The organism is Azovibrio sp. (genome assembly GCF_049658005.1).
Lineage (GTDB): Bacteria > Pseudomonadota > Gammaproteobacteria > Burkholderiales > Rhodocyclaceae > Azovibrio.
Map to the genome: position 1 here is coordinate 34,527 of NZ_JBASOH010000038.1, position 17,846 is coordinate 52,372.

Annotated in this window: 18 protein-coding genes and 2 tRNA genes; 3 read left to right on the top strand and 17 right to left on the bottom strand. The window is 61.8% G+C overall.

All coding sequences use genetic code 11. From position 1 onward, the window contains the following. Positions 1-55: 55 nt before the first annotated feature. A complete protein-coding gene (gene hemN / locus WBH99_RS03935) occupies positions 56-1,450 on the bottom strand; it encodes an oxygen-independent coproporphyrinogen III oxidase (protein ID WP_424218814.1) in 1,395 nt (464 codons plus the stop codon). A gap of 101 nt (positions 1,451-1,551) precedes the next feature. Here hemN and fnr point away from each other — a divergent pair, with 101 nt between their 5' ends. After that, a complete protein-coding gene (fnr, locus tag WBH99_RS03940) occupies positions 1,552-2,295 on the top strand; it encodes a fumarate/nitrate reduction transcriptional regulator Fnr (RefSeq protein WP_424218815.1) in 744 nt (247 codons plus the stop codon). Between the two features lie 54 nt (positions 2,296-2,349). On the opposite strand, the gene WBH99_RS03945 is transcribed toward fnr, so the two are convergent. From WBH99_RS03945 to rpsA, 14 genes are all read right to left on the bottom strand, one after another. Beyond that, positions 2,350-3,294 carry an SPFH domain-containing protein gene (locus WBH99_RS03945; protein ID WP_424218816.1) on the bottom strand — a complete coding sequence of 315 codons (945 nt, stop codon included), beginning with the start codon at positions 3,292-3,294 and terminating at the stop codon, positions 2,350-2,352. Positions 3,295-3,306: 12 nt separating this feature from the next. Further along, positions 3,307-3,726, bottom strand: coding sequence for an NfeD family protein (locus WBH99_RS03950; protein ID WP_424218817.1), 420 nt, complete (start codon positions 3,724-3,726; stop codon positions 3,307-3,309). A 22-nt stretch (positions 3,727-3,748) separates the two neighbouring features. Then, positions 3,749-4,546 carry a 3'-5' exonuclease gene (locus WBH99_RS03955; protein WP_424218818.1) on the bottom strand — a complete coding sequence of 266 codons (798 nt, stop codon included), beginning with the start codon at positions 4,544-4,546 and terminating at the stop codon, positions 3,749-3,751. After that, positions 4,543-4,950, bottom strand: a complete 408-nt coding sequence (locus tag WBH99_RS03960; RefSeq protein ID WP_424218819.1) for a YdbL family protein — start codon at positions 4,948-4,950, stop codon at positions 4,543-4,545. The genes WBH99_RS03955 and WBH99_RS03960 overlap by 4 nt, the downstream gene beginning before the upstream one ends. Then, positions 4,947-5,156, bottom strand: coding sequence for a hypothetical protein (locus WBH99_RS03965; RefSeq protein ID WP_424218820.1), 210 nt, complete (start codon positions 5,154-5,156; stop codon positions 4,947-4,949). The genes WBH99_RS03960 and WBH99_RS03965 overlap by 4 nt, the downstream gene beginning before the upstream one ends. 8 nt (positions 5,157-5,164) lie before the next feature. Further along, complete coding sequence (locus tag WBH99_RS03970) at positions 5,165-7,123, bottom strand: hypothetical protein (protein ID WP_424218821.1); 1,959 nt, start codon at positions 7,121-7,123, stop codon at positions 5,165-5,167. Positions 7,124-7,146: 23 nt separating this feature from the next. Next, the gene (cysM, locus tag WBH99_RS03975) at positions 7,147-8,055 is read right to left on the bottom strand and encodes a cysteine synthase CysM (protein WP_424218822.1); all 909 of its coding nucleotides are present in this window, start codon (positions 8,053-8,055) and stop codon (positions 7,147-7,149) included. Next, positions 8,052-9,044: an ADP-glyceromanno-heptose 6-epimerase gene (gene rfaD, locus WBH99_RS03980; RefSeq protein WP_424218823.1), complete on the bottom strand. Its 993-nt coding sequence runs from the start codon at positions 9,042-9,044 to the stop codon at positions 8,052-8,054. Before rfaD ends, cysM begins: the two co-directional genes overlap by 4 nt. A gap of 12 nt (positions 9,045-9,056) precedes the next feature. Further along, positions 9,057-9,989, bottom strand: coding sequence for a D-glycero-beta-D-manno-heptose-7-phosphate kinase (rfaE1, locus tag WBH99_RS03985; protein WP_424218831.1), 933 nt, complete (start codon positions 9,987-9,989; stop codon positions 9,057-9,059). Then, positions 9,989-11,314 carry a UDP-glucose dehydrogenase family protein gene (locus WBH99_RS03990; RefSeq protein WP_424218824.1) on the bottom strand — a complete coding sequence of 442 codons (1,326 nt, stop codon included), beginning with the start codon at positions 11,312-11,314 and terminating at the stop codon, positions 9,989-9,991. The genes rfaE1 and WBH99_RS03990 overlap by 1 nt, the downstream gene beginning before the upstream one ends. A gap of 8 nt (positions 11,315-11,322) precedes the next feature. Continuing rightward, a complete protein-coding gene (gene lapB / locus WBH99_RS03995; RefSeq protein WP_424218825.1) occupies positions 11,323-12,489 on the bottom strand; it encodes a lipopolysaccharide assembly protein LapB in 1,167 nt (388 codons plus the stop codon). Then, positions 12,489-12,770 carry a LapA family protein gene (locus tag WBH99_RS04000; RefSeq protein ID WP_424218826.1) on the bottom strand — a complete coding sequence of 94 codons (282 nt, stop codon included), beginning with the start codon at positions 12,768-12,770 and terminating at the stop codon, positions 12,489-12,491. Before WBH99_RS04000 ends, lapB begins: the two co-directional genes overlap by 1 nt. A gap of 142 nt (positions 12,771-12,912) precedes the next feature. Continuing rightward, on the bottom strand, positions 12,913-13,200 hold the full coding sequence (locus WBH99_RS04005) for an integration host factor subunit beta (protein WP_424218827.1): 288 nt from the start codon (positions 13,198-13,200) through the stop codon (positions 12,913-12,915). Positions 13,201-13,212: 12 nt separating this feature from the next. After that, positions 13,213-14,904 carry a 30S ribosomal protein S1 gene (gene rpsA / locus WBH99_RS04010; RefSeq protein WP_424218828.1) on the bottom strand — a complete coding sequence of 564 codons (1,692 nt, stop codon included), beginning with the start codon at positions 14,902-14,904 and terminating at the stop codon, positions 13,213-13,215. 240 nt (positions 14,905-15,144) lie between these two features. On the opposite strand from rpsA, the gene WBH99_RS04015 reads away from it, so the two are divergent. Continuing rightward, complete coding sequence (locus WBH99_RS04015) at positions 15,145-15,525, top strand: hypothetical protein (RefSeq protein WP_424218829.1); 381 nt, start codon at positions 15,145-15,147, stop codon at positions 15,523-15,525. On the opposite strand, the gene WBH99_RS04020 is transcribed toward WBH99_RS04015, so the two are convergent. Then, positions 15,426-17,036: a beta-1,6-glucan synthase gene (locus WBH99_RS04020; RefSeq protein ID WP_424218830.1), complete on the bottom strand. Its 1,611-nt coding sequence runs from the start codon at positions 17,034-17,036 to the stop codon at positions 15,426-15,428. The two genes, WBH99_RS04015 and WBH99_RS04020, sit on opposite strands and share 100 nt — an antisense overlap. Before the next feature lie 113 nt (positions 17,037-17,149). On the opposite strand from WBH99_RS04020, the gene WBH99_RS04025 reads away from it, so the two are divergent. Then, a tRNA-Leu gene (locus tag WBH99_RS04025) sits at positions 17,150-17,234 on the top strand. A gap of 336 nt (positions 17,235-17,570) precedes the next feature. Here WBH99_RS04025 and WBH99_RS04030 read toward each other — a convergent pair. Next, positions 17,571-17,646 (bottom strand) — tRNA-Gly (locus WBH99_RS04030). Positions 17,647-17,846: the final 200 nt, after the last annotated feature.

The following is a 17,846-nucleotide window of genomic DNA, read 5'->3' on the forward strand; positions in this document are numbered from 1 at the left end:
CCGCAGCAAAAAGGGCCGGAGAGCCCCGACCCCTGTCCAGCCTGGAGAGACCCGGTCAGATCACCTTGGAATAGCGGGTGCGCTGCCGGTCCGCCCGCAGGTAGCGGTCGAACACCATGGAAATGGCCCGCACCAGCATCCGGCCCGGCGGCTCGACGGTGATCCATTCATCATCCACCCGCACCAGGCCGGCCGCCTGCATTTCCTGCAAGTCATCGAGTTCCGCAGCAAAGTACTTCTTGAAGTCGATCAGATGGGCGCTTTCGATGGATTCGATGGACAGTTCGAAATGGCACATGAGCGCCTGGATGATGGCCCGCCGCAGGATATCATCGGCATTGAGTTCGATGCCGCGGAAGACGGGCAGGATCTGGGCGTCGAGCCGGTCGTAATACTCATCCAGGGTCTTGACGTTCTGGTAGTAGGTAGGCCCCACCTTGCTGATCGAGGAAATGCCGAAGGACAGCATGTCACAATCGGCATGGGTGGAATAGCCCTGGAAGTTCCGGTGTAGCCGCCCCTGGCGCTGGGCCACGGCCAGTTCGTCATCGGGCTTGGCAAAGTGGTCCATGCCGATATAGACATAGCCGGCATCGGTGAGCTTCTTGATCGCCAGGGCAAGGATCTGCAGGCGAGTATCGGCGGTCGGCATGTCCGCCTCGGCAATGCGGCGCTGAGGCTTGAAGAGCGCGGGCAGGTGGGCGTAGTTGTAGATGGAAAGCCGGTCCGGGTCCATGGCGATGACCCGCTCCAGGGTGCGGTTGAAGCCCATCACCGTCTGCCTGGGCAGGCCATAGATGAGGTCGACGGAGATGGACTTGAAGCCGTTGGCCCGGGCGGCGCGGATCACGTTCACCGTTTCCGCTTCGCTCTGGAGGCGGTTGATGGCCTGCTGCACCCCCTCGTCGAAGTCCTGCACCCCGACGCTCATGCGGTTGAAGCCCAGTTCCCCCAAGAGGGCCACCGTGGCCTCATCCACCTTGCGCGGGTCCACCTCGATGGAGAACTCACCCCCGTCGACCAGCGTGAAATGCTTGCGGGTAGCCGCCATCAACTGGCGCATTTCATCATGGGACAGGAAAGTGGGCGTGCCGCCGCCCCAGTGGAGCTGAATCACTTCATGCTCGCCATCCAGGCAGCCGCTCTGAAGGGCTATCTCTTTTTCCATGTATTTCAAATACTTGGCACTGCGGCCATGATCCTTGGTAATGATCTTGTTGCAGGCGCAGTAATAGCAGATGGTATTGCAAAAGGGGATGTGGAAGTATAATGACAGGGGTCGGCTGATGCCGCCGATATTACGTTTGCCCAGCCAGAGCTTTGCCGCCTCGGCATCAAAAGCCTCCACAAAACGGTCTGCAGTGGGGTAAGACGTGTAACGTGGACCATTCACGTCAAAGCGGCGGATGATCTGCGGGTCGAAAACCAGGTTGGCAGTAGAGAAATTCATTGAAACACAGGGCCTTGAGTTGAGCGGATTATGTTTGCGAGCCGGCCTTTTCCGGTTGACATGGATCAAACCCCCCGATAACGGCTTGACGAGGAAAATCGATGTCCCTGAGTCCGGTAGCCAAGGAAATGTCCATTCCGGTCATCAAGACCGCCTGTTCCAACTGCAACCTGCGTGAGCTTTGTCTGCCCTTCGGGCTCTCCGAAGAGGAAATGGCCCGTCTGGACGACCTCATCAATGTCCGGAAGCGGGTCAGACGGGGGGAACATCTGTACCGGACCGGCCAGACTTTCGAATCCATCTTTGCCATTCGCTCCGGCTTTTTCAAGACCGATGTCCTGCTCGAAGATGGCCGCGACCAGGTTACCGGCTTCCAGATGGCGGGCGAACTGCTGGGCCTGGATGGCATCAGCAACGAACAGCATTCCTGCAATGCGGTGGCGCTCGAAGACAGCGAGGTCTGCCACATTCCCTTTTCCCGCCTCGAACAGCTGTCGCGCGAAATCGAGACCCTGCAGCACCATTTCCACAAGGTCATGAGCCGCGAGATCGTGCGCGACCACGGGGTGATGATGCTGCTGGGCACCATGCGCGCCGAGGAACGCCTGGCCGCCTTCTTGCTCAATCTCTCCCAGCGCTTCACCGCCCGGGGCTTTTCCCACGCCGAATTCAACCTGCGCATGACCCGGGAAGAGATTGGCAGTTACCTGGGGCTCAAGCTCGAAACCGTGTCCCGGGCCTTCTCCCGCTTCCAGGAAGAAGGACTGGTTGCCGTACAGCAAAAGCACATCCGCATCCTCGATATCCCCGGCTTGAAGCAGATCATGAGCCATCACAGTCACTGAACCGCAGTCACCGCGCCTGCTCCCGCCCTCATGCAAACCAGGCTGGCGGCTTGATCAGGCCTTGGCCTGCCCTTCCGGCTTGAGGGGCTGGCCCATCTGCACCACCTTCAGGGCCGTGGCCACCAGGGAAGACATGTCCGCCATATTGCCGGGCACGATCAGGGTGTTGCCCGCCTTGGCGAGATTGCCGAAAGCCTCCACATAACGCTCGGCCACTTTCAGATTCACCGCTTCCATTCCCCCGGGTGAGGCAATCGCCCCAGCGACCAGGCGCAGGGCATCGGCCGTCGCCTCCGCCACCAGACGCACCGCCTCGGCCTCGCCCCTGGCCTTGTTGATGGCGGCCGTCATGGCCCCTTCCGACATGGCCACGGCCGCCTGCTTATCCCCCTCGGCCAGATTGATTTCCTTTTGCCGCTCCCCTTCCGACTCGGCAATCTTGGCCCGCTTTTCACGCTCAGCCGTGATCTGGAGCTGCATGGAACGCAATACGGCATCCGGGGGCACGATGTCCTTGATTTCGTAGCGCAGCACCTTTACGCCCCAGGTGGTTCCGGCCTCATCCAGCGCTGCCACCACCGAACGATTGATGGTATCCCGGTCTTCCAGCAGCCGGTCGAGGGCCCGCTTGCCAACCTCGGAACGCAGGGTGGTCTTGGCCAGTTGCTCGATGGCCAGTTCAAAATTGGAGGTGCCATAGGAAGCCTGCCTGGGATCGGTCACCTGGTAATAGAGGATGCCGTCAATCTGCACCTGGGTGTTGTCCTGGGTGATGCAGACCTGGGGATCCACGTCATAAGGGATTTCCTTGAGGGAATGGCGGTAGGCCACCCGGTCCAGGAAGGGCACCAGAAAATGCAGGCCCGCCGTCAGGGTATCCTGATAGCGGCCCAGACGCTCCACCACAAAAGCCGATTGCTGAGGCACCACGCGCACCGACCTGAATACAAAAATCAACGCCACGACCACCAGCACTACGGAAAAAGACAAGCTGCCCATTGCAAACTCCTGTCAAGAATCAAGCCGACGCCCCACCACCAGCAGGGAACCCTCCTGCGCCAACACTACCAGCAAACTGCCCTCCTGAACCGATAAACCATCCTGACCCAGCCGCGCCGGCCACTCGCTACCCCGATACCGAACCCGCAAACACCCCAGCGCATCGGGCGGCACCACCACCTGCACCTCTTGCCCCACCTCTTCAGTCTCCATGGGCAGGGAGCGCTCATGCTTGAGGCGATGCCAGGCCAGCACCGTGCCCGCCACCGAGGCCAGGGCGAAGATGGCAATCTGAGCCGTCAGGCTAGCGGCCGCCAGATAGGCCAGCACGGCCGCCGCCAAGGCGCCGAGACCGGCAAATAGCAAGGCAAAAGTCCCCGTCACCATTTCCAGCGACAGCAGGAGCGCAGCCAGTATCAGCCAGAGCCACATCGTTGACTCCTCAATTGACTCCTCACGCCGGACGGGTCCAGTTTTCGAGATATTCGCGCCAGTGGGGCTGATCCAGGCGGGCCAGTTCCGTCCGGACAAAAGCCTCTTCCGCCAGGGCCGTTTCCCGATCCAGCTCGCCGCGCATCAGGCGGAAACGGTTATAGACCAGGTAGGTATTGACCACATCGGTTTCACAATAGTCGCGTATGGCATCCGCCTGGCCGGCCTGCCAGGCCTCCCAGACCTTGCTGCCCTCCATGCCCAGCTTGCCGGGGAACCCCATCAACCTGGCCAGGTCGTCCAGAGGGGCATTGGCCCGGGCCTGATACATGGCCAGCAGGTCCATCAGGTCCAGATGCCGGGTGTGGTAACGGCTGATGTAGTTGTTCCACTTGAAATCCCGGGAGTCGGCATGGTCGCCATCCCCCAGATCCCAGTAGCGGGGCGCTACGACACGGTGGATCAGGCCGCGATAGTGAAGCACCGGCAGATCGAAGCCACCACCATTCCAGGAAACGATCCTGGGGGTGAATTTCTCGATGCCATCAAAGAAACGCTGAATGATTTCGGCTTCAGACAGGGCCGGAGCCGCCAGGGACCAGACCTTGAAGCTCTCCCCGGCACGCATGACACAGGAAATGGCGACCACCCGCTGCAAATGCAGGGGCAGAAAATCATGGCCCGACTGGGCACGTTTTTGCTGAAAGGCCAGTTCGGCCACTTCGGCGTCGGAAAGCACCGGGTCCAGGCCATGCAGCCGGCGCAGGCCGGCCACATCCGGAATGGTTTCGATATCGAAAACGAGGACGGGGAAACTCACTTCTTCTTCCACTGGCCATTGTCGTCCTGGACCCACCAGCCCGGACGGGCTTTCTCGATCCAGCGGCGACCGAAGGTCCGGGCGATATCGGCCTCCCATTCCGGATGCTGATTGGCGCGGGCGATTTCCCGGTAGAGCGCCGCCCGGTCACGGTTTTCCGCCCCCACCAGATTATTGGCGACGGGGCGCTGAGCCAGGGGAATCGCGGCTGGATCGTGCACCTCCACCTTGCCGTCCCGGGTCAGGCCCAAAGCCCCGGCAGAAAACAGGGGTTCCAGTTGGGCAAAGCGGCTCTGCATGGAGGATTTGAGGCTGTTGATGACAGGCGTGTCCACTTCCAGATTACCTTGGGCCTGGGCTGCCAGGCCGAGGGCCAGCAGGCCCAGCATCAGCCATTTTTTCATGGAGTCACCTTGTTCTGAGGATGAGAAGATCCGGGCTCAGGCAGCGCCTGAGAGCTGGATTGTTGCAGTTGCCAGACTTCGTCGATGATCCGGTCGGCCGCCTTTTCAGCCGCCGCCGCAGGAAAATAGATGTTGATGGTGACACAGGCCGGCAACAGGCCGGCCAGTATCAGGATGAACATCCGGACAGCGAGGGTCTTGTGCATCCAGGGCCTCATTTGATGACGGGAGGTGCGGAGGAACGGATGGCCGCCTGGAGGCGGCTGACCAACTCATTCCAATCGACGTTTCGATTGTACCCGATGACGGTCAGGGCCGGGATGCCGCCCCCTTCGACAATGGCATACCCTCCGTTGCGATCCTCGCCCGCGATCCCCCCCATGTGGCAGACGCCATTTTCCAGACGGCAGGAAAGACCGATGCGACGGTAGCCGAAGTCCTGAAAGAAGCGCAGGAAACTACCCTGCACCGCCGCCATGGCCCCGCCTCCGCCCAGCGCCGTGATGTTCTCCACCGCCTTCTGGCTGATGCGCCGGGGATAACTGCCGGGACTGCTGACAATCCGGGCATCAAAGGCCAGCGGCCGCCACTGGGCGATTTCCAGCTGGCGCAGGTCGGCGTCGATGAAGCCCGTCATCTGGCCGAAGGAGAAGGTCTGGGTCATCTGTCCCAGGTCCAGATGGCGTGCGGTTACATCCGCCAGGATGCGCGGCATGGGGCCAAAGGGGTCGATCAGGCGCAGCTCGGTACAGCTCAGGTTGCCATCAAAGACCTGAATCACCAGGTCTCCCTCCAGGCTGGCCTCACCCCGGGCATAGTGGATGGCCGGTAGATTGGCCGAGAGACGCCCCGTCATGGTCGGCAGATCCAGGGCCCGGGTCAGGGCCTCCAGGGCGAGGGGCTGCACGGAAAGCCCCAGCCGGCCCTGCCAATCTCCGGGTCCGGGCAGATAGGTGAACTTGAAATGGTCGACAACCACCTGAGTCTCGAGCAGGGGAATGTGAAGCGCCTGGCGCAAGGCAAGCTCGCGCCCCTGAAGCCGCAGTGGCACGCGAAAGGCCCCCGTTTCCAGCCGCCCCAGCGCCAGGCGTTCCAGGCGCAACTCCCCTTCCCGGACCTGATCCCGCTGCCACTCCAGCCGTCCGGAGAGCCCTTCCAGGGCCAGCCGCCCACTGTCGAGGACCAGGCCCGCCCCTCGGGGCTCCAGGCTGATCTGCTGCAGGCCACTGCCCTGCCATTTCAGGGCGGCGCCGCCCCGACCGGAGAGGGCCATGCGCGGCAGGCCGCGGCTCTCCAGCCAGGGCCGCAGCAGGACTTCTCCCAAGGTCTGCAGATCGAGGTCGGGCAGGCGTAACTGCCCAGCTTCAAGCGCCTGCCAGCTACCCTGGCCCTGGGCCTCGATTTCGCCCAGACGCGGCCAGTCGAGCACAGCCTCATCGAGTTTCCAGCCGCGTCCATCCACCCGGCCCGCAAAGCGCAGGCGCTGGTTGTCCGCCTCGAGCAACACGGGCTCCTGATAGAGCAGGCCGGCAGACCAGCGGGCCGACCCTTGCACTTGCCAGACCTGGGCCTGGCGCCGCCCCTGAATCTCGAATTGCAACTGCAAGGCTTCTGCTGCCTGGCGGCCATCGGGACTGGAATAGCCCGCCTGGCTCAGGCTCAATCGTGCCTTGAATCGATGCGCATCCCCTTCCAGCTCCCCGTTCAACCGCCCCTGCAGCGCCTTGGCGCGCCAGGACGGCAGCAAGGTGGTCAGCAGCCGGGGGCTGGCATTGTGCAGGCTGAGCTGGGTACGGCCATTGGCCTGATACCGGAACCGCCACATCTCATCCGCTCCCGGTTGCAGCCGCAGCCACCAGTCGCCCCCTTGCTGCTCCAGTTCCAGTGCAATTGCCGCCTGCCCGGGCAGTTGCAGACGGCCCTGATGGCAGCGCCAGCGCCCCGGGGTCAGATCCAGCTGGCCACACTGGAGTCGTACCCGGTTCCAGCGCTGCCCCAGCAGGGCCAGGCTTCCGATCTGCAGTTCCCCCTGGCCTTCGTGCACCTGCAGTTGCAGGGCCTCGATCACGACAAAAGGGTGTTCCAGCCGCGCCAGTTGCAGTTGTAGATCGAGCGGCTCCGGATTCTCGCCATAGGCCGCCCCGGCCAGCAGAATGCCGCCGGCCAGCCACAACCAGATGCCATGGGCCAGGCGTTTCAGGCGGGGAACACGCCAGTGGAGAGATAACGGTCGCCCCGGTCGCAGACGATGGAGACGATCACGGCGTTTTCGAGCCGGTCGGCAAGGCGCAGGGCCACGGCCAGGGCACCGCCCGAGGAGATGCCGGCGAAAATACCCTCTTCCCGCGCCAGGCGCCGGGTCATTTCTTCCGCATCGGTCTGGGCGATGGATTCGAGCTGATCCACCCACTGACGGTCATAGATTCTGGGTAGATAGGCTTCGGGCCACTTGCGGATGCCGGGGATCTGGCTGCCCTCTTCCGGCTGGCAGCCAATCACCCGGATCGCCGGGTTCTGGCCCTTGAGGTAGCGGGAGGTGCCCATGAGGGTGCCGGTCGTCCCCATGCTGGAGACGAAATGAGTGATGCTGCCAGCCGTGTCGCGCCAGATTTCCGGCCCGGTGCCTTCGATGTGGGCGAGCGGATTGTCCGGGTTGGCAAACTGGTCGAGGATGATGCCCTTGCCTTCGGCCCGCATCTTTTCCGCCACATCCCGAGCCAGTTCCATGCCGCCTTCACGGGGCGTCAGCACCAGTTCGGCCCCATAGGCGCGCATGGACTGGCGCCGTTCGACGCTCTGGTTTTCCGGCATCACCAGAATCATCCGGTAGCCGCGCAGGGCCGCCACCATGGCCAGCGCTATGCCGGTATTGCCGGAAGTCGCCTCGATCAGGGTATCGCCGGGCTTGATGTCTCCCCGGGCTTCGGCATGGCGGATCATGGACAGGGCCGGCCGGTCCTTCACGGAACCCGCCGGGTTGTTGCCCTCGAGCTTGAGGAGGATGACGTTGTGGCGGCGGGCATTCTCCAAGCCCGGCAGACGCTGCAGCTGTACCAGAGGCGTGTTGCCGACGAAATCGTCGAGGGTCTTGAACACGGGCTTCATGAACGCGACAGCCAAGCTATGTACTGGGCCACGCCCTCTTCCACCGTGGCAAACGGAGCCACATAACCGGCGCCTCTGAGACGCGTCAGATCGGCCTGGGTGAAGGCCTGGTACTTGCCCTTCAGGGCATCCGGGAAGGCCGTGTATTCGAGCAGGCCCCTGCCCTTGATTTCCTCCAGGCTCAGAACCCCTTCACCTTCCAGCATCCGGCAATTATTGACCACTGCTCGCGCCACGTCATTGAAACTCTGGGCCCGGCCCGTCCCCAGGTTGAAGATGCCGGACTTGTCCGGGTTGTCCAGGAAGAACAGATTGACCTTGGCCACATCGCCGACATAGACGAAATCCCGCTGCTGGCCGCCATCGGGATAGCCGTGCGAGCCCTCGAACAACTTCACCTTGCCTTCGTTCTTGAACTGGTGGAAATGGTGCCAGGCCACGGACGCCATGCGCCCCTTGTGATTTTCCCGGGGGCCATAGACGTTGAAATAGCGCAAGCCCACCACCTGGGAGGAGGTTTCAGGCAGGCGCTGGCGCACGATCTGGTCAAACAGGAACTTGGAATAGCCATAGACGTTGAGGGGCAGCTCGTATGGGCGCTCCTCCTTGAACACGCTGCTGCCCCCGTAGATGGCGGCGGAAGACGCATAGAGGAAGGGCACCTCCTGCTCCAGGCACCAGTCGAGCAGGATCATGGAGTAACGGTAGTTGTTCTCCATCATGTAGCGACCGTCGGTCTCCATGGTGTCGGAGCAGGCGCCCTCATGAAAGAGAGTCTCCACCTCACCATCGAAATGGCCGTGCTGGAGGCGCTGGATGAAGTCTTCCTTGTCCAGGTAGTCGGCAATTTCGCAATCCACCAGATTCTGAAACTTGCTGGCCTTGGACATGTTGTCGACGGCAATGATGCGGGTCACACCCCGTTCGTTCAACGCCTTGACGATGTTGGAACCGATAAATCCGGCCGCACCGGTGACGATGGTATACATGGTCTTCCTTCCTCAATTCAAAGCAGTCTGCAGTTCCTGGCGGGTCACCACGGCGGTGCCCAGTTTGCCTACGACGATGCCCGCCGCCACATTGGCGACATGGATGGCCTCGTCCCAAGGTGCGCCGGCGGCCCGCATCACGGCGAGGGTGGCAATCACCGTGTCACCGGCACCGGAAACATCAAACACTTCCCGGGCCACGGCGGATTCATGCAGGGTCTCGCCGTCGGCAAAGAGGCTCATGCCTTCCTCGCTGCGGGTGACCAGGAGGGCTTCCAGCCCTAGCTCGTCGCGCAGACCGCGGGCCTTCTTTTCGAGCTCGGCTTCGGAGCGCCAGCGCCCCACCACGGCCTGCAGCTCCCCCCGGTTGGGGGTCATCAGCGTCGCTCCCGCGTATTTGGAAAAATCATCGCCCTTGGGGTCGACCAGCACCGGTTTCCCGGCCGCCCGGGCCAGGCGGATCATTTCATCGATGTGGGTCAGCCCGCCCTTGCCATAATCGGACAATACCACCACATCGCAATCCCTCAGGCGACGCTGGAAGTCCTCCAGTTTGGCGCGCAGCACCTCGTGCGAAGGCGTGGTTTCGAAGTCGATGCGCAGCAATTGCTGCTGACGGCCGATGACCCTGAGCTTGACCGTGGTGTCGATGCCCTCGTCCACCTGCAGGCCCGAATCGATGCCCCCCTCCTCCAGCAAACGCTGCAGGCAGCGCCCCGCCTCATCGGGACCCACCACGGACAACAGGGAACAGCGCGCGCCCAGGGAGACAATATTACGGGCGACATTGGCTGCCCCGCCCAGCCGCTCTTCCTGGCGCTCCACCTTGACTACCGGCACCGGCGCCTCGGGAGAAATACGGCTCACCTCGCCAAACCAGTAACGGTCCAGCATCACGTCGCCAACTACCAGCAGGCGCGCCTGTTCCAGCCGTTCGAGTTCCATCATGGCCGCCCGATGGGCTCGTATTCCAGGCCGCTGTCCCGCACCAGCCCGGGATCATAGAGGTTACGGCCATCGAAGAGCACGGGCGTCTTGAGCTTGGCCTTGATGGCGTCGAAATCGGGGCTGCGAAATTCCTTCCACTCGGTGACGATCACCAGGGCATCCACGTTTTCGAGTGCATCCATGGGGTTCCCGGCATAGGTGATGCGGGGATCGTCGCCGAAAATGCGCCGGGTTTCGGGCATGGCGACCGGGTCATAGGCACATACCGTGGCGCCGGCTGCAAACAGGTCGGCAATCAGTTCCCGGCTCGGGGCCTCGCGCATGTCGTCGGTGTTGGGCTTGAAGGCCAGGCCCCAGAGGGCGAAGCGACGGCCCTTCAGCTCTTCGCCGAAGCGGGCTTTGATCTTGGCGGTGAGCACATGTTTCTGGTACTCGTTGGCGGCTTCCACGGCGGTCAGCACCTGCAGGGTCATGCCGGCGTCGTCCTTGGCGGTCTGGATCAATGCCTTGACGTCCTTGGGAAAGCAGGAGCCCCCGTAGCCGCAACCGGGATAGAGGAAGTGATAGCCAATGCGGGGATCGGACCCGATCCCCTGGCGCACGGCCTCGATGTCGGCCCCCAGCTTTTCCGCCAGATTGGCCAGCTCGTTCATGAAGCTGATACGGGTGGCCAACATGGCGTTGGCGGCATACTTGGTCAGTTCGGCGCTCTTCACGTCCATGACGATCAGGCGCTCATGGTTGCGCTGGAAAGGCGCATAGAGGGCGCGCATCAGGTGGATGGCCCGGTCATCCTCGACACCGACGACAATGCGGTCGGGGCGCATGAAGTCCTCGACGGCGGCACCTTCCTTGAGGAATTCCGGGTTGGAGACCACGGCGTAGGGAATCTCCACTCCGCGCTTTTGCAGTTCGGCGGCCACGGTGGCGTTCACCTTGTCGGCGGTGCCCACGGGCACGGTGGATTTATCGACGATCACCTTGTAGTCGGTCATGTGCTTGCCGATGTTGCGGGCGGCGGCCAGCACATATTGCAGGTCGGCGGAGCCGTCCTCATCGGGGGGAGTGCCGACCGCGATGAACTGGATGGTGCCGAAATCCACGGCCTTGTCCACGTCCGTGGTGAAGTGCAGGCGGCCAGCCGCCACATTGCGGCGCACCATTTCCTGCAGGCCCGGTTCGAAAATGGGCAGCCCACCCGCTTCCAGAATGCGGATCTTGTCTGGATCCACGTCCAGACACAACACATCATTACCCACCTCCGCCAGGCAGGTGCCGCTGACCAGGCCCACATACCCGGTCCCAACCACGGTTACTTTCATTGATTATCCTAAAGTGATGAATCGAATTCTTCAGCCCGGCGCGGGGGGTAGGTTTCCCAGCCACCACAGGCGGGGCAACGCCAGTAGAACTGGCGGGCGCGGAAGCCGCAATTATCGCACCGATAGCGGGCCAGCCGACGGGTGTAACCCTGCACGATGGAACGTGCCATCTCCAGATCACCCCGGGTTTCCGGGGCCACCAGAGGCAAGCGTGCCCCGATCAGCTTTTCCAGTCCCAACAAGGAAGGATTGCGCAGCAACTCGGTGCGCACCAGCTTGTAGGCGGCTGCGCTGCCCCCTCCTTCGAGTTCAAGCTGATACACGCTATCGAGCAGATCCAGGGAGGGATAGTGCTCCAGATAGGCGCGCAGCAAGGCCAGGCCTTGCTCGGCCTGGCCCAGACGCCGGTAGGCCTCCAGCAGGCGCTGAGCCACCAGGGAGAGATAGGCCGGGTCCTGCTGTTCGATACGCTGCCAAGCCTCGATGGCCGCCTCCGGGCGGTTCTGCTGTAGCGCCATATCCCCCTGCAGCAGGCTGGCCCGCACACACTTGCGATGTCTTTGGAGGGCTTCGCCCAGATGCTGCTCCACCGCCTCGAAGCGGGAACGCATCAATTCCCCGGTGGCGAGCTCACAATGAAAATGGGCGATTTCCTTGCCAGAGTAAAGATCCGGCAGGCTTCCCGCCACATCGATGGCCTTTTGCCAGTCCTTTTCCACCTGATAGATTTCCAGCAAATAGTGCTGGGCCTCATCCTTCAGGGTGGAGTCCCGCAGCTTGACGAAAACCTCTTCGGCCCGGTCGAGCAAACCGGCCTTGAGATAATCCTGGCCCAACTCGGAAAGGGCCTGCAGGCGCACATCCTCCCCCAGGTCATCCCGCTCCATGAGACTCTGGTGCATGCGGATGGCCCGCTCCGTTTCACCCCGGCGACGGAACAGCCCGCCCAGCGCAAAATGCAGTTCCGCCGTTTGGGAATCGCCCTTGGCAACCTCCAGAAAAGCATCGATCGCCTTGTCCGGCTGCTCATTGAGGAGAAAATTCAAACCTTGAAAGTAGGAGCGGGGCAAGACCCGGGATTCCTGCACCACTTGGCGGATATCCACCCGGGCAGCCATCCAGCCCAAACCAAAAAAGAATGGCAACAGCAGGAGTTGCCAGTACTCCAGTTCCATCAGGTCTCCGAAGGAAGCTTGGGGGCCGCCGTGGCAGACAGCCGCTCCAGATCCCGGCGCAGTGCGGCAGAAACCCGGCGCTCCTTGAACAGCGCCCCGACCACCGCAAGTATCCCCAACAAGATGCCCGCCGCAAAGAAACCGAGCAGCAGCAGTACCAGGGGCAATTGCCAGACCTGCCCAAAGAAAAACTGTAAACGGACCTCCGCTGTGTTCTTCAGCGCGAAGACGAACATGAAGATGAACAGCGACAGACGAATGAGCCAGGTCAGGATGCGCATGGTGAACGAGGGAACTGGGAAAAAGCCCGGGCACAGGAAAAAAGGCGGCAACTTGCGTTGCCGCCCCGAAATCTACCACAGCTCACGGTCTGGCGTGGCGGGTTATCGTTGCTTGGTTATCGTGGCTGGTTATCGTGGCTGGTTATCGTGGCCGATTATCCACCCGCTCGCGCAATTCCTTACCCGCCTTGAAATGAGGCACCCATTTCTCCGGAACCTGAACTTTCTCTCCAGATTTTGGATTACGCCCCATTCTGGGTGGGCGATAGTTGAGAGCAAAGCTGCCGAATCCGCGGATTTCGATGCGATCCCCGGCCGCCAGGGCGGCGGACATCGCATCAAGAATCATCTTGACCGCAAAATCCGCATCCTTCGCCACCAACTGGGGGAAACGAGCCGTCAGCCGGTCAATCAATTCGGATTTGGTCATGCTGAACAAATCTCAACCCTGCTGGTTCAGCTTGGCCTTCAGCAAGGCGCCCAGGTTGGTCGTGCCAGCGGATGCGGCGGAATCGACACTGAACTTCTGCATGGCTTCCGCCTGCTCAGCCTGATCCTTGGCCTTGACGGACAGATTGATGGAACGGGTCTTGCGATCCACGTTGGTCACCATGGCCTCCACCGTATCGCCCACCTTCAGCACCTGAGACAGGTCGTCGATGCGGTCACGGGAGAAATCAGAAGCGCGCAGGTAGCCTTCCACTTCGCCGTCGAGTGCAATCACGGCACCCTTGGCATCCACGGACTTGACGGTGCCGCGGGCGATGGTGTTCTTCTCGTGGGTGGCGATGTAGTTGGTGTAGGGATCACCTTCCATCTGCTTGATGCCCAGGGAGATGCGCTCCTTCTCCACGTCGATGGCCAGCACCAGAGCTTCCACTTCGTCGCCCTTCTTGAAGTTGCGGATCGCTTCTTCGCCGGTGGCATTCCAGGACAGGTCGGACAGATGCACCAGGCCGTCGATGCCGCCGGGCAGGCCGATGAAAATGCCGAAATCGGTGATGGACTTGATGGCGCCGGAAACCTTGTCGCCCTTTTTGTAGTTCTGGCAGAACTCTTCCCAGGGATTGGCCTGACACTGCTTCATGCCCAGGGAGATACGACGGCGGTCTTCGTCGATTTCCAGGATCATGACTTCGACTTCGTCACCCAGCTGCACGACCTTGGAAGGATGGACGTTCTTGTTGGTCCAGTCCATTTCGGAAACGTGGACCAGACCCTCGATGCCTTGTTCGATCTCCACGAAGGCGCCGTAGTCGGTCAGGTTGGTGACCTTGCCGAACAGGCGGGTGCCGGCGGGGTAACGGCGGGCAATGCCCACCCAGGGATCCTCGCCCAGTTGCTTGAGGCCCAGGGAAACGCGATTCTTCTCGGCGTCGAACTTGAGCACTTTGGCTTCCAGCTCGTCGCCCACGGCCAGCACTTCGCTGGGGTGACGCACACGACGCCAGGCCAGGTCGGTGATGTGCAGCAGACCGTCGATACCGCCCAGGTCGACGAAGGCGCCGTAGTCGGTGATGTTCTTGACGATGCCCTTGACGATGGTGCCTTCCTTCAGATTTTCGAGCAGCTTTTCGCGCTCTTCACCCGCGGAAGCCTCCAGCACGGCACGGCGGGACACCACCACGTTGTTGCGCTTGCGGTCGAGCTTGATGACCTTGAATTCGAGGGTCTTGCCTTCGTAGGGGGTGGTGTCCTTGATCGGACGCATGTCCACCAGGGAACCGGGCAAAAAGGCGCGCACGCCGTTGGTCATCACGGTCAGGCCGCCCTTGACCTTGCCGGTGATGGTGCCGGTGACCAGGGAGTTGTCATTCAGGGCCTGCTCCAGGAAGTTCCAGGAGGCGATGCGCTTGGCGCGATCGCGGGACAGACGGGTCTCACCATAGCCGTCTTCCAGCATTTCGATGGCGACCTGAACGAAGTCGCCGACGGCGGCTTCCACTTCGCCCTGATCGTTGAGGAATTCTTCAACGGGGATGTAAGACTCGGATTTCAGGCCGGCGTTGACCACGACAAAGTTCTGGTCGACGCGCACCACCTCGGCGGTGATGACTTCGCCTTGACGCATTTCCTGGCGAGCCAGGCTTTCTTCAAATAGTTGAGCAAAAGATTCCATGAGGGATAAAGCCATTCTTGCTGCAAAGCAGCGGTTAGTTGATGAACACTGCAGGAAAAGACGATCCCGCCAGCACCCCGTTTTCCCCGGACAACCCGGGAAGCTCGGGATGATAGCAGAAAAAAAGTTTATTGATCAAACGGTTATTGCGCCAATATTGCGCCAGTCGAAGGGGGCCGCGGGACCCCGCAAGGAGAGCGGACAGCCCGCCTGGCCAATATAATGTGACAACCCCCTGGCTACCCGGATGCCTTCATGACCATCGCCCCCGTTTTCGTCAAACTTGCCGGCGCCGGCGTCCTCATCCTTGGACTTGCCCTTGGGCTTCGCTATGGCCTGGTGGAACGGGAGGGGTTGGGAACGGCTTGCGCCCAGGTGGAGGATATTCGTTGTAGCCTGCGGCAATGGGTCATCGAAATTTTCACCCACAACCGGCTCGGTTATCTGAGCCTGGGGACGGCCTGTCTGGCCTTGCTGCCCCGGCTGCGTCCTTTGGCCTGGCTGGCCTGGTGCGGCGGACTCATGGGGCTGGTACTCTACTGCTTCGATCTTTCAGCCCCGGCAGCCCTGCTTTCCCTGCTGATATTGGCCAGGACAGGCATGCCCAGCAGCAGACAGAGTGCGGCCCAGCCCTGAGCTTCAGGATTGCCGGGCTCCAGGAGCCAGCGAGCCAGACCACAAGCCACCAGCACGGCGGCCAGCACGCCCTCTTCCAGCCCATCCTCGACCTGGAAGCGCGCGATGGCCAGCAAGGTGGGCAAGGGTAAAAGGTAAAGCGCAAAAGGGAAATCCCGATAACGAGGATCCGCAAACAGCAGGATAGCGACCGTCGCCGCGGCAAACAGCAGCCCCAGGCGTACGCCCCGCAGCCCCTTGCTCCGCCAGCTTCCCGTTTGCCGGACGGAGATCCGGGAACGGCCGCAGGAACCGGGAAGCATGTACCCGAGCACCCATATCATGCCCAGCCAGACCACGCCTCCCGACACCCCCCATTCCCAGGCATCACGATAGGCGACCCGCCCATGCTCCCAGGCCATGAACAGCATGCCCCCCAACCAGGCCCCAGCGATGGCGGCGGCTGGCCGGCTGACGGGACGCTTTCTCCCGCCCAGGCACGCCAGCCCGAGACCCCCCAGCAGGCCGCAAAGACTGGAAAATAGTGGCGCCTGCAGGGACTGGCGCTCGGAGACCGCCCCCTGAAAAGGGAATTTGGCTTGCAAATCAACGTCCAGGATGCCCCAGTAGCCGCCGACAGTGCCTTCCAGCCGGCGCTTCCAGGGTTGATCGATGGCTTCAATCAGGTTGTAGTTCCAACCCCGGACATGGGCTTCATGGACAAAACTGCGAATATAGCGCGCCTGCGCCACGCGCCCCGGACGGGCCGCATTCCGTTGCCGACCCCGGCTTGGCCAGCCCGTCTCGCCGATGAGAACGGGTTTCCCGAAATGCTCGCGTATCCGGTCATGAATTGCAGCAACATGGGGAATGGCCTGTTCTACCGCCACCGGCTCATCCTCCCAGTACGGCAGAATGTGCAGGGTGATGAAATCAACACTTTTGGCCAGGCCCGGATGACGCAACCAGAATTCCCAGACATCGGCATAGGAGACCGGCACCTGGACACGGCGGCGAGCCTCATCCAGCAGGGCTTTCAGCGCGGCTTCCGATTGTTCGCGGCGCAGCATGACCTCATTACCCACGATCAAGCCACGCACCACGTCCGGGTAACGGTTGGCCAGGTCAATGGCGGTTTCCAGTTCCTGGCGGTTGGATTCCGGCTGGTAACCCACCCAGGCCCCCAGCAGAACTTTCAACCCAAGCGCCCTGGCCACATCCGGCACCTGTTCCAGCCCCTGGTTAACCGCATAAATACGCACACAGCGTGTCAGCGGCACAAGGCTCGCCAAGTCAGCCTCGATCTGCTGCCGGGGAATGTATACCGCCGGATCGAGCGGAGTTTGTCCAGGCCGGCGAAAAGGGCTATAGGAGACGCAGTCGAGTTTTTCCCCTGCCGCCAACTGCAGATCCGGCAACATGACAGGACGGATCTGCAACAGGAGCAGCAGCGCCAAAGCGAGGCAGGCCAGCAGATGCAGCAGCAGGAAGCGCTTGCGAAACCGGGGCAAGGAGGCTCGAAGGTTGGGCATGGGCTCACAAGGGTACCGCCCGGGGCAGCGGTTGTCGGCGCGCATTCTACCCCTGCCAGCCCGATGGCGTGATTTCCGGTTCCCGGAAGGCCACGGTACAATGCGGCCTCCCCGCCCGGGTGATGAAACTGGTAGACATAGCGGACTTAAAATCCGCCGGCGCAGGCCTTACGGGTTCAAGTCCCGTCCCGGGCACCACCGAACTTTCCCTGCTTGTCTCCTATCTTCTTATCCGGAAACCGCGCTACGACGTGGCTTTTGTCGCCCCGGCTTCCCTGATTTTTCCGTATCGGAACAAGTGGGGTCGCCTTGACTCCCCGTTTTTCCCACGGCATTCCCCCTGGCCTCGAGCTTTCCCCCGCAAGCGCGGATGGGTGCGCAGATGGGTGCGCAGGTAGGTGTTCCGGGACTCCGGGATGCTCAGGTTTTTCCTGCCAATGGGGATGGCGGAGGCCTGCCAATGGGGATGGCGGAGGCCTGCAACAGAATGGAATATGAAAAAAGGGAAAGCCTCCCGGCCTTCCCTTTTTTTTCTGGAGCGGCAGAAGAGTCTCGAACTCTCGACCTCAACCTTGGCAAGGTTGCGCTCTACCAACTGAGCTACTGCCGCAATTTTTTTGCATTGCCGGGCCGGCACTGCGGCACTGCGGGCACTGCGGGCACTGCGGTATTCCTGGAGCGGGTATTCATGAAGCTGCCATTCCTGATTCCTGGAACTGCCATTCCTGGAGCTGCCATTCCTGGAGCGGCAGAAGAGTCTCGAACTCTCGACCTCAACCTTGGCAAGGTTGCGCTCTACCAACTGAGCTA

Bases quoted from the DNA above. Each gene is read 5' to 3' on its own strand.
- hemN (WP_424218814.1), bottom strand. From the start codon at position 1,450: ATGAATTTCTCTACTGCCAACCTGGTTTTCGACCCGCAGATCATCCGC.
- fnr (WP_424218815.1), top strand. From the start codon at position 1,552: ATGTCCCTGAGTCCGGTAGCCAAGGAAATGTCCATTCCGGTCATCAAG.
- WBH99_RS03945 (WP_424218816.1), bottom strand. From the start codon at position 3,294: ATGGGCAGCTTGTCTTTTTCCGTAGTGCTGGTGGTCGTGGCGTTGATT.
- WBH99_RS03950 (WP_424218817.1), bottom strand. From the start codon at position 3,726: ATGTGGCTCTGGCTGATACTGGCTGCGCTCCTGCTGTCGCTGGAAATG.
- WBH99_RS03960 (WP_424218819.1), bottom strand. From the start codon at position 4,950: ATGAAAAAATGGCTGATGCTGGGCCTGCTGGCCCTCGGCCTGGCAGCC.
- WBH99_RS03965 (WP_424218820.1), bottom strand. From the start codon at position 5,156: ATGCACAAGACCCTCGCTGTCCGGATGTTCATCCTGATACTGGCCGGC.
- cysM (WP_424218822.1), bottom strand. From the start codon at position 8,055: ATGAAGCCCGTGTTCAAGACCCTCGACGATTTCGTCGGCAACACGCCT.
- rfaD (WP_424218823.1), bottom strand. From the start codon at position 9,044: ATGTATACCATCGTCACCGGTGCGGCCGGATTTATCGGTTCCAACATC.
- rfaE1 (WP_424218831.1), bottom strand. From the start codon at position 9,989: ATGGAACTCGAACGGCTGGAACAGGCGCGCCTGCTGGTAGTTGGCGAC.
- WBH99_RS03990 (WP_424218824.1), bottom strand. From the start codon at position 11,314: ATGAAAGTAACCGTGGTTGGGACCGGGTATGTGGGCCTGGTCAGCGGC.
- lapB (WP_424218825.1), bottom strand. From the start codon at position 12,489: ATGGAACTGGAGTACTGGCAACTCCTGCTGTTGCCATTCTTTTTTGGT.
- WBH99_RS04000 (WP_424218826.1), bottom strand. From the start codon at position 12,770: ATGCGCATCCTGACCTGGCTCATTCGTCTGTCGCTGTTCATCTTCATG.
- WBH99_RS04005 (WP_424218827.1), bottom strand. From the start codon at position 13,200: ATGACCAAATCCGAATTGATTGACCGGCTGACGGCTCGTTTCCCCCAG.
- rpsA (WP_424218828.1), bottom strand. From the start codon at position 14,904: ATGGCTTTATCCCTCATGGAATCTTTTGCTCAACTATTTGAAGAAAGC.
- WBH99_RS04015 (WP_424218829.1), top strand. From the start codon at position 15,145: ATGACCATCGCCCCCGTTTTCGTCAAACTTGCCGGCGCCGGCGTCCTC.
- WBH99_RS04020 (WP_424218830.1), bottom strand. From the start codon at position 17,036: ATGCCCAACCTTCGAGCCTCCTTGCCCCGGTTTCGCAAGCGCTTCCTG.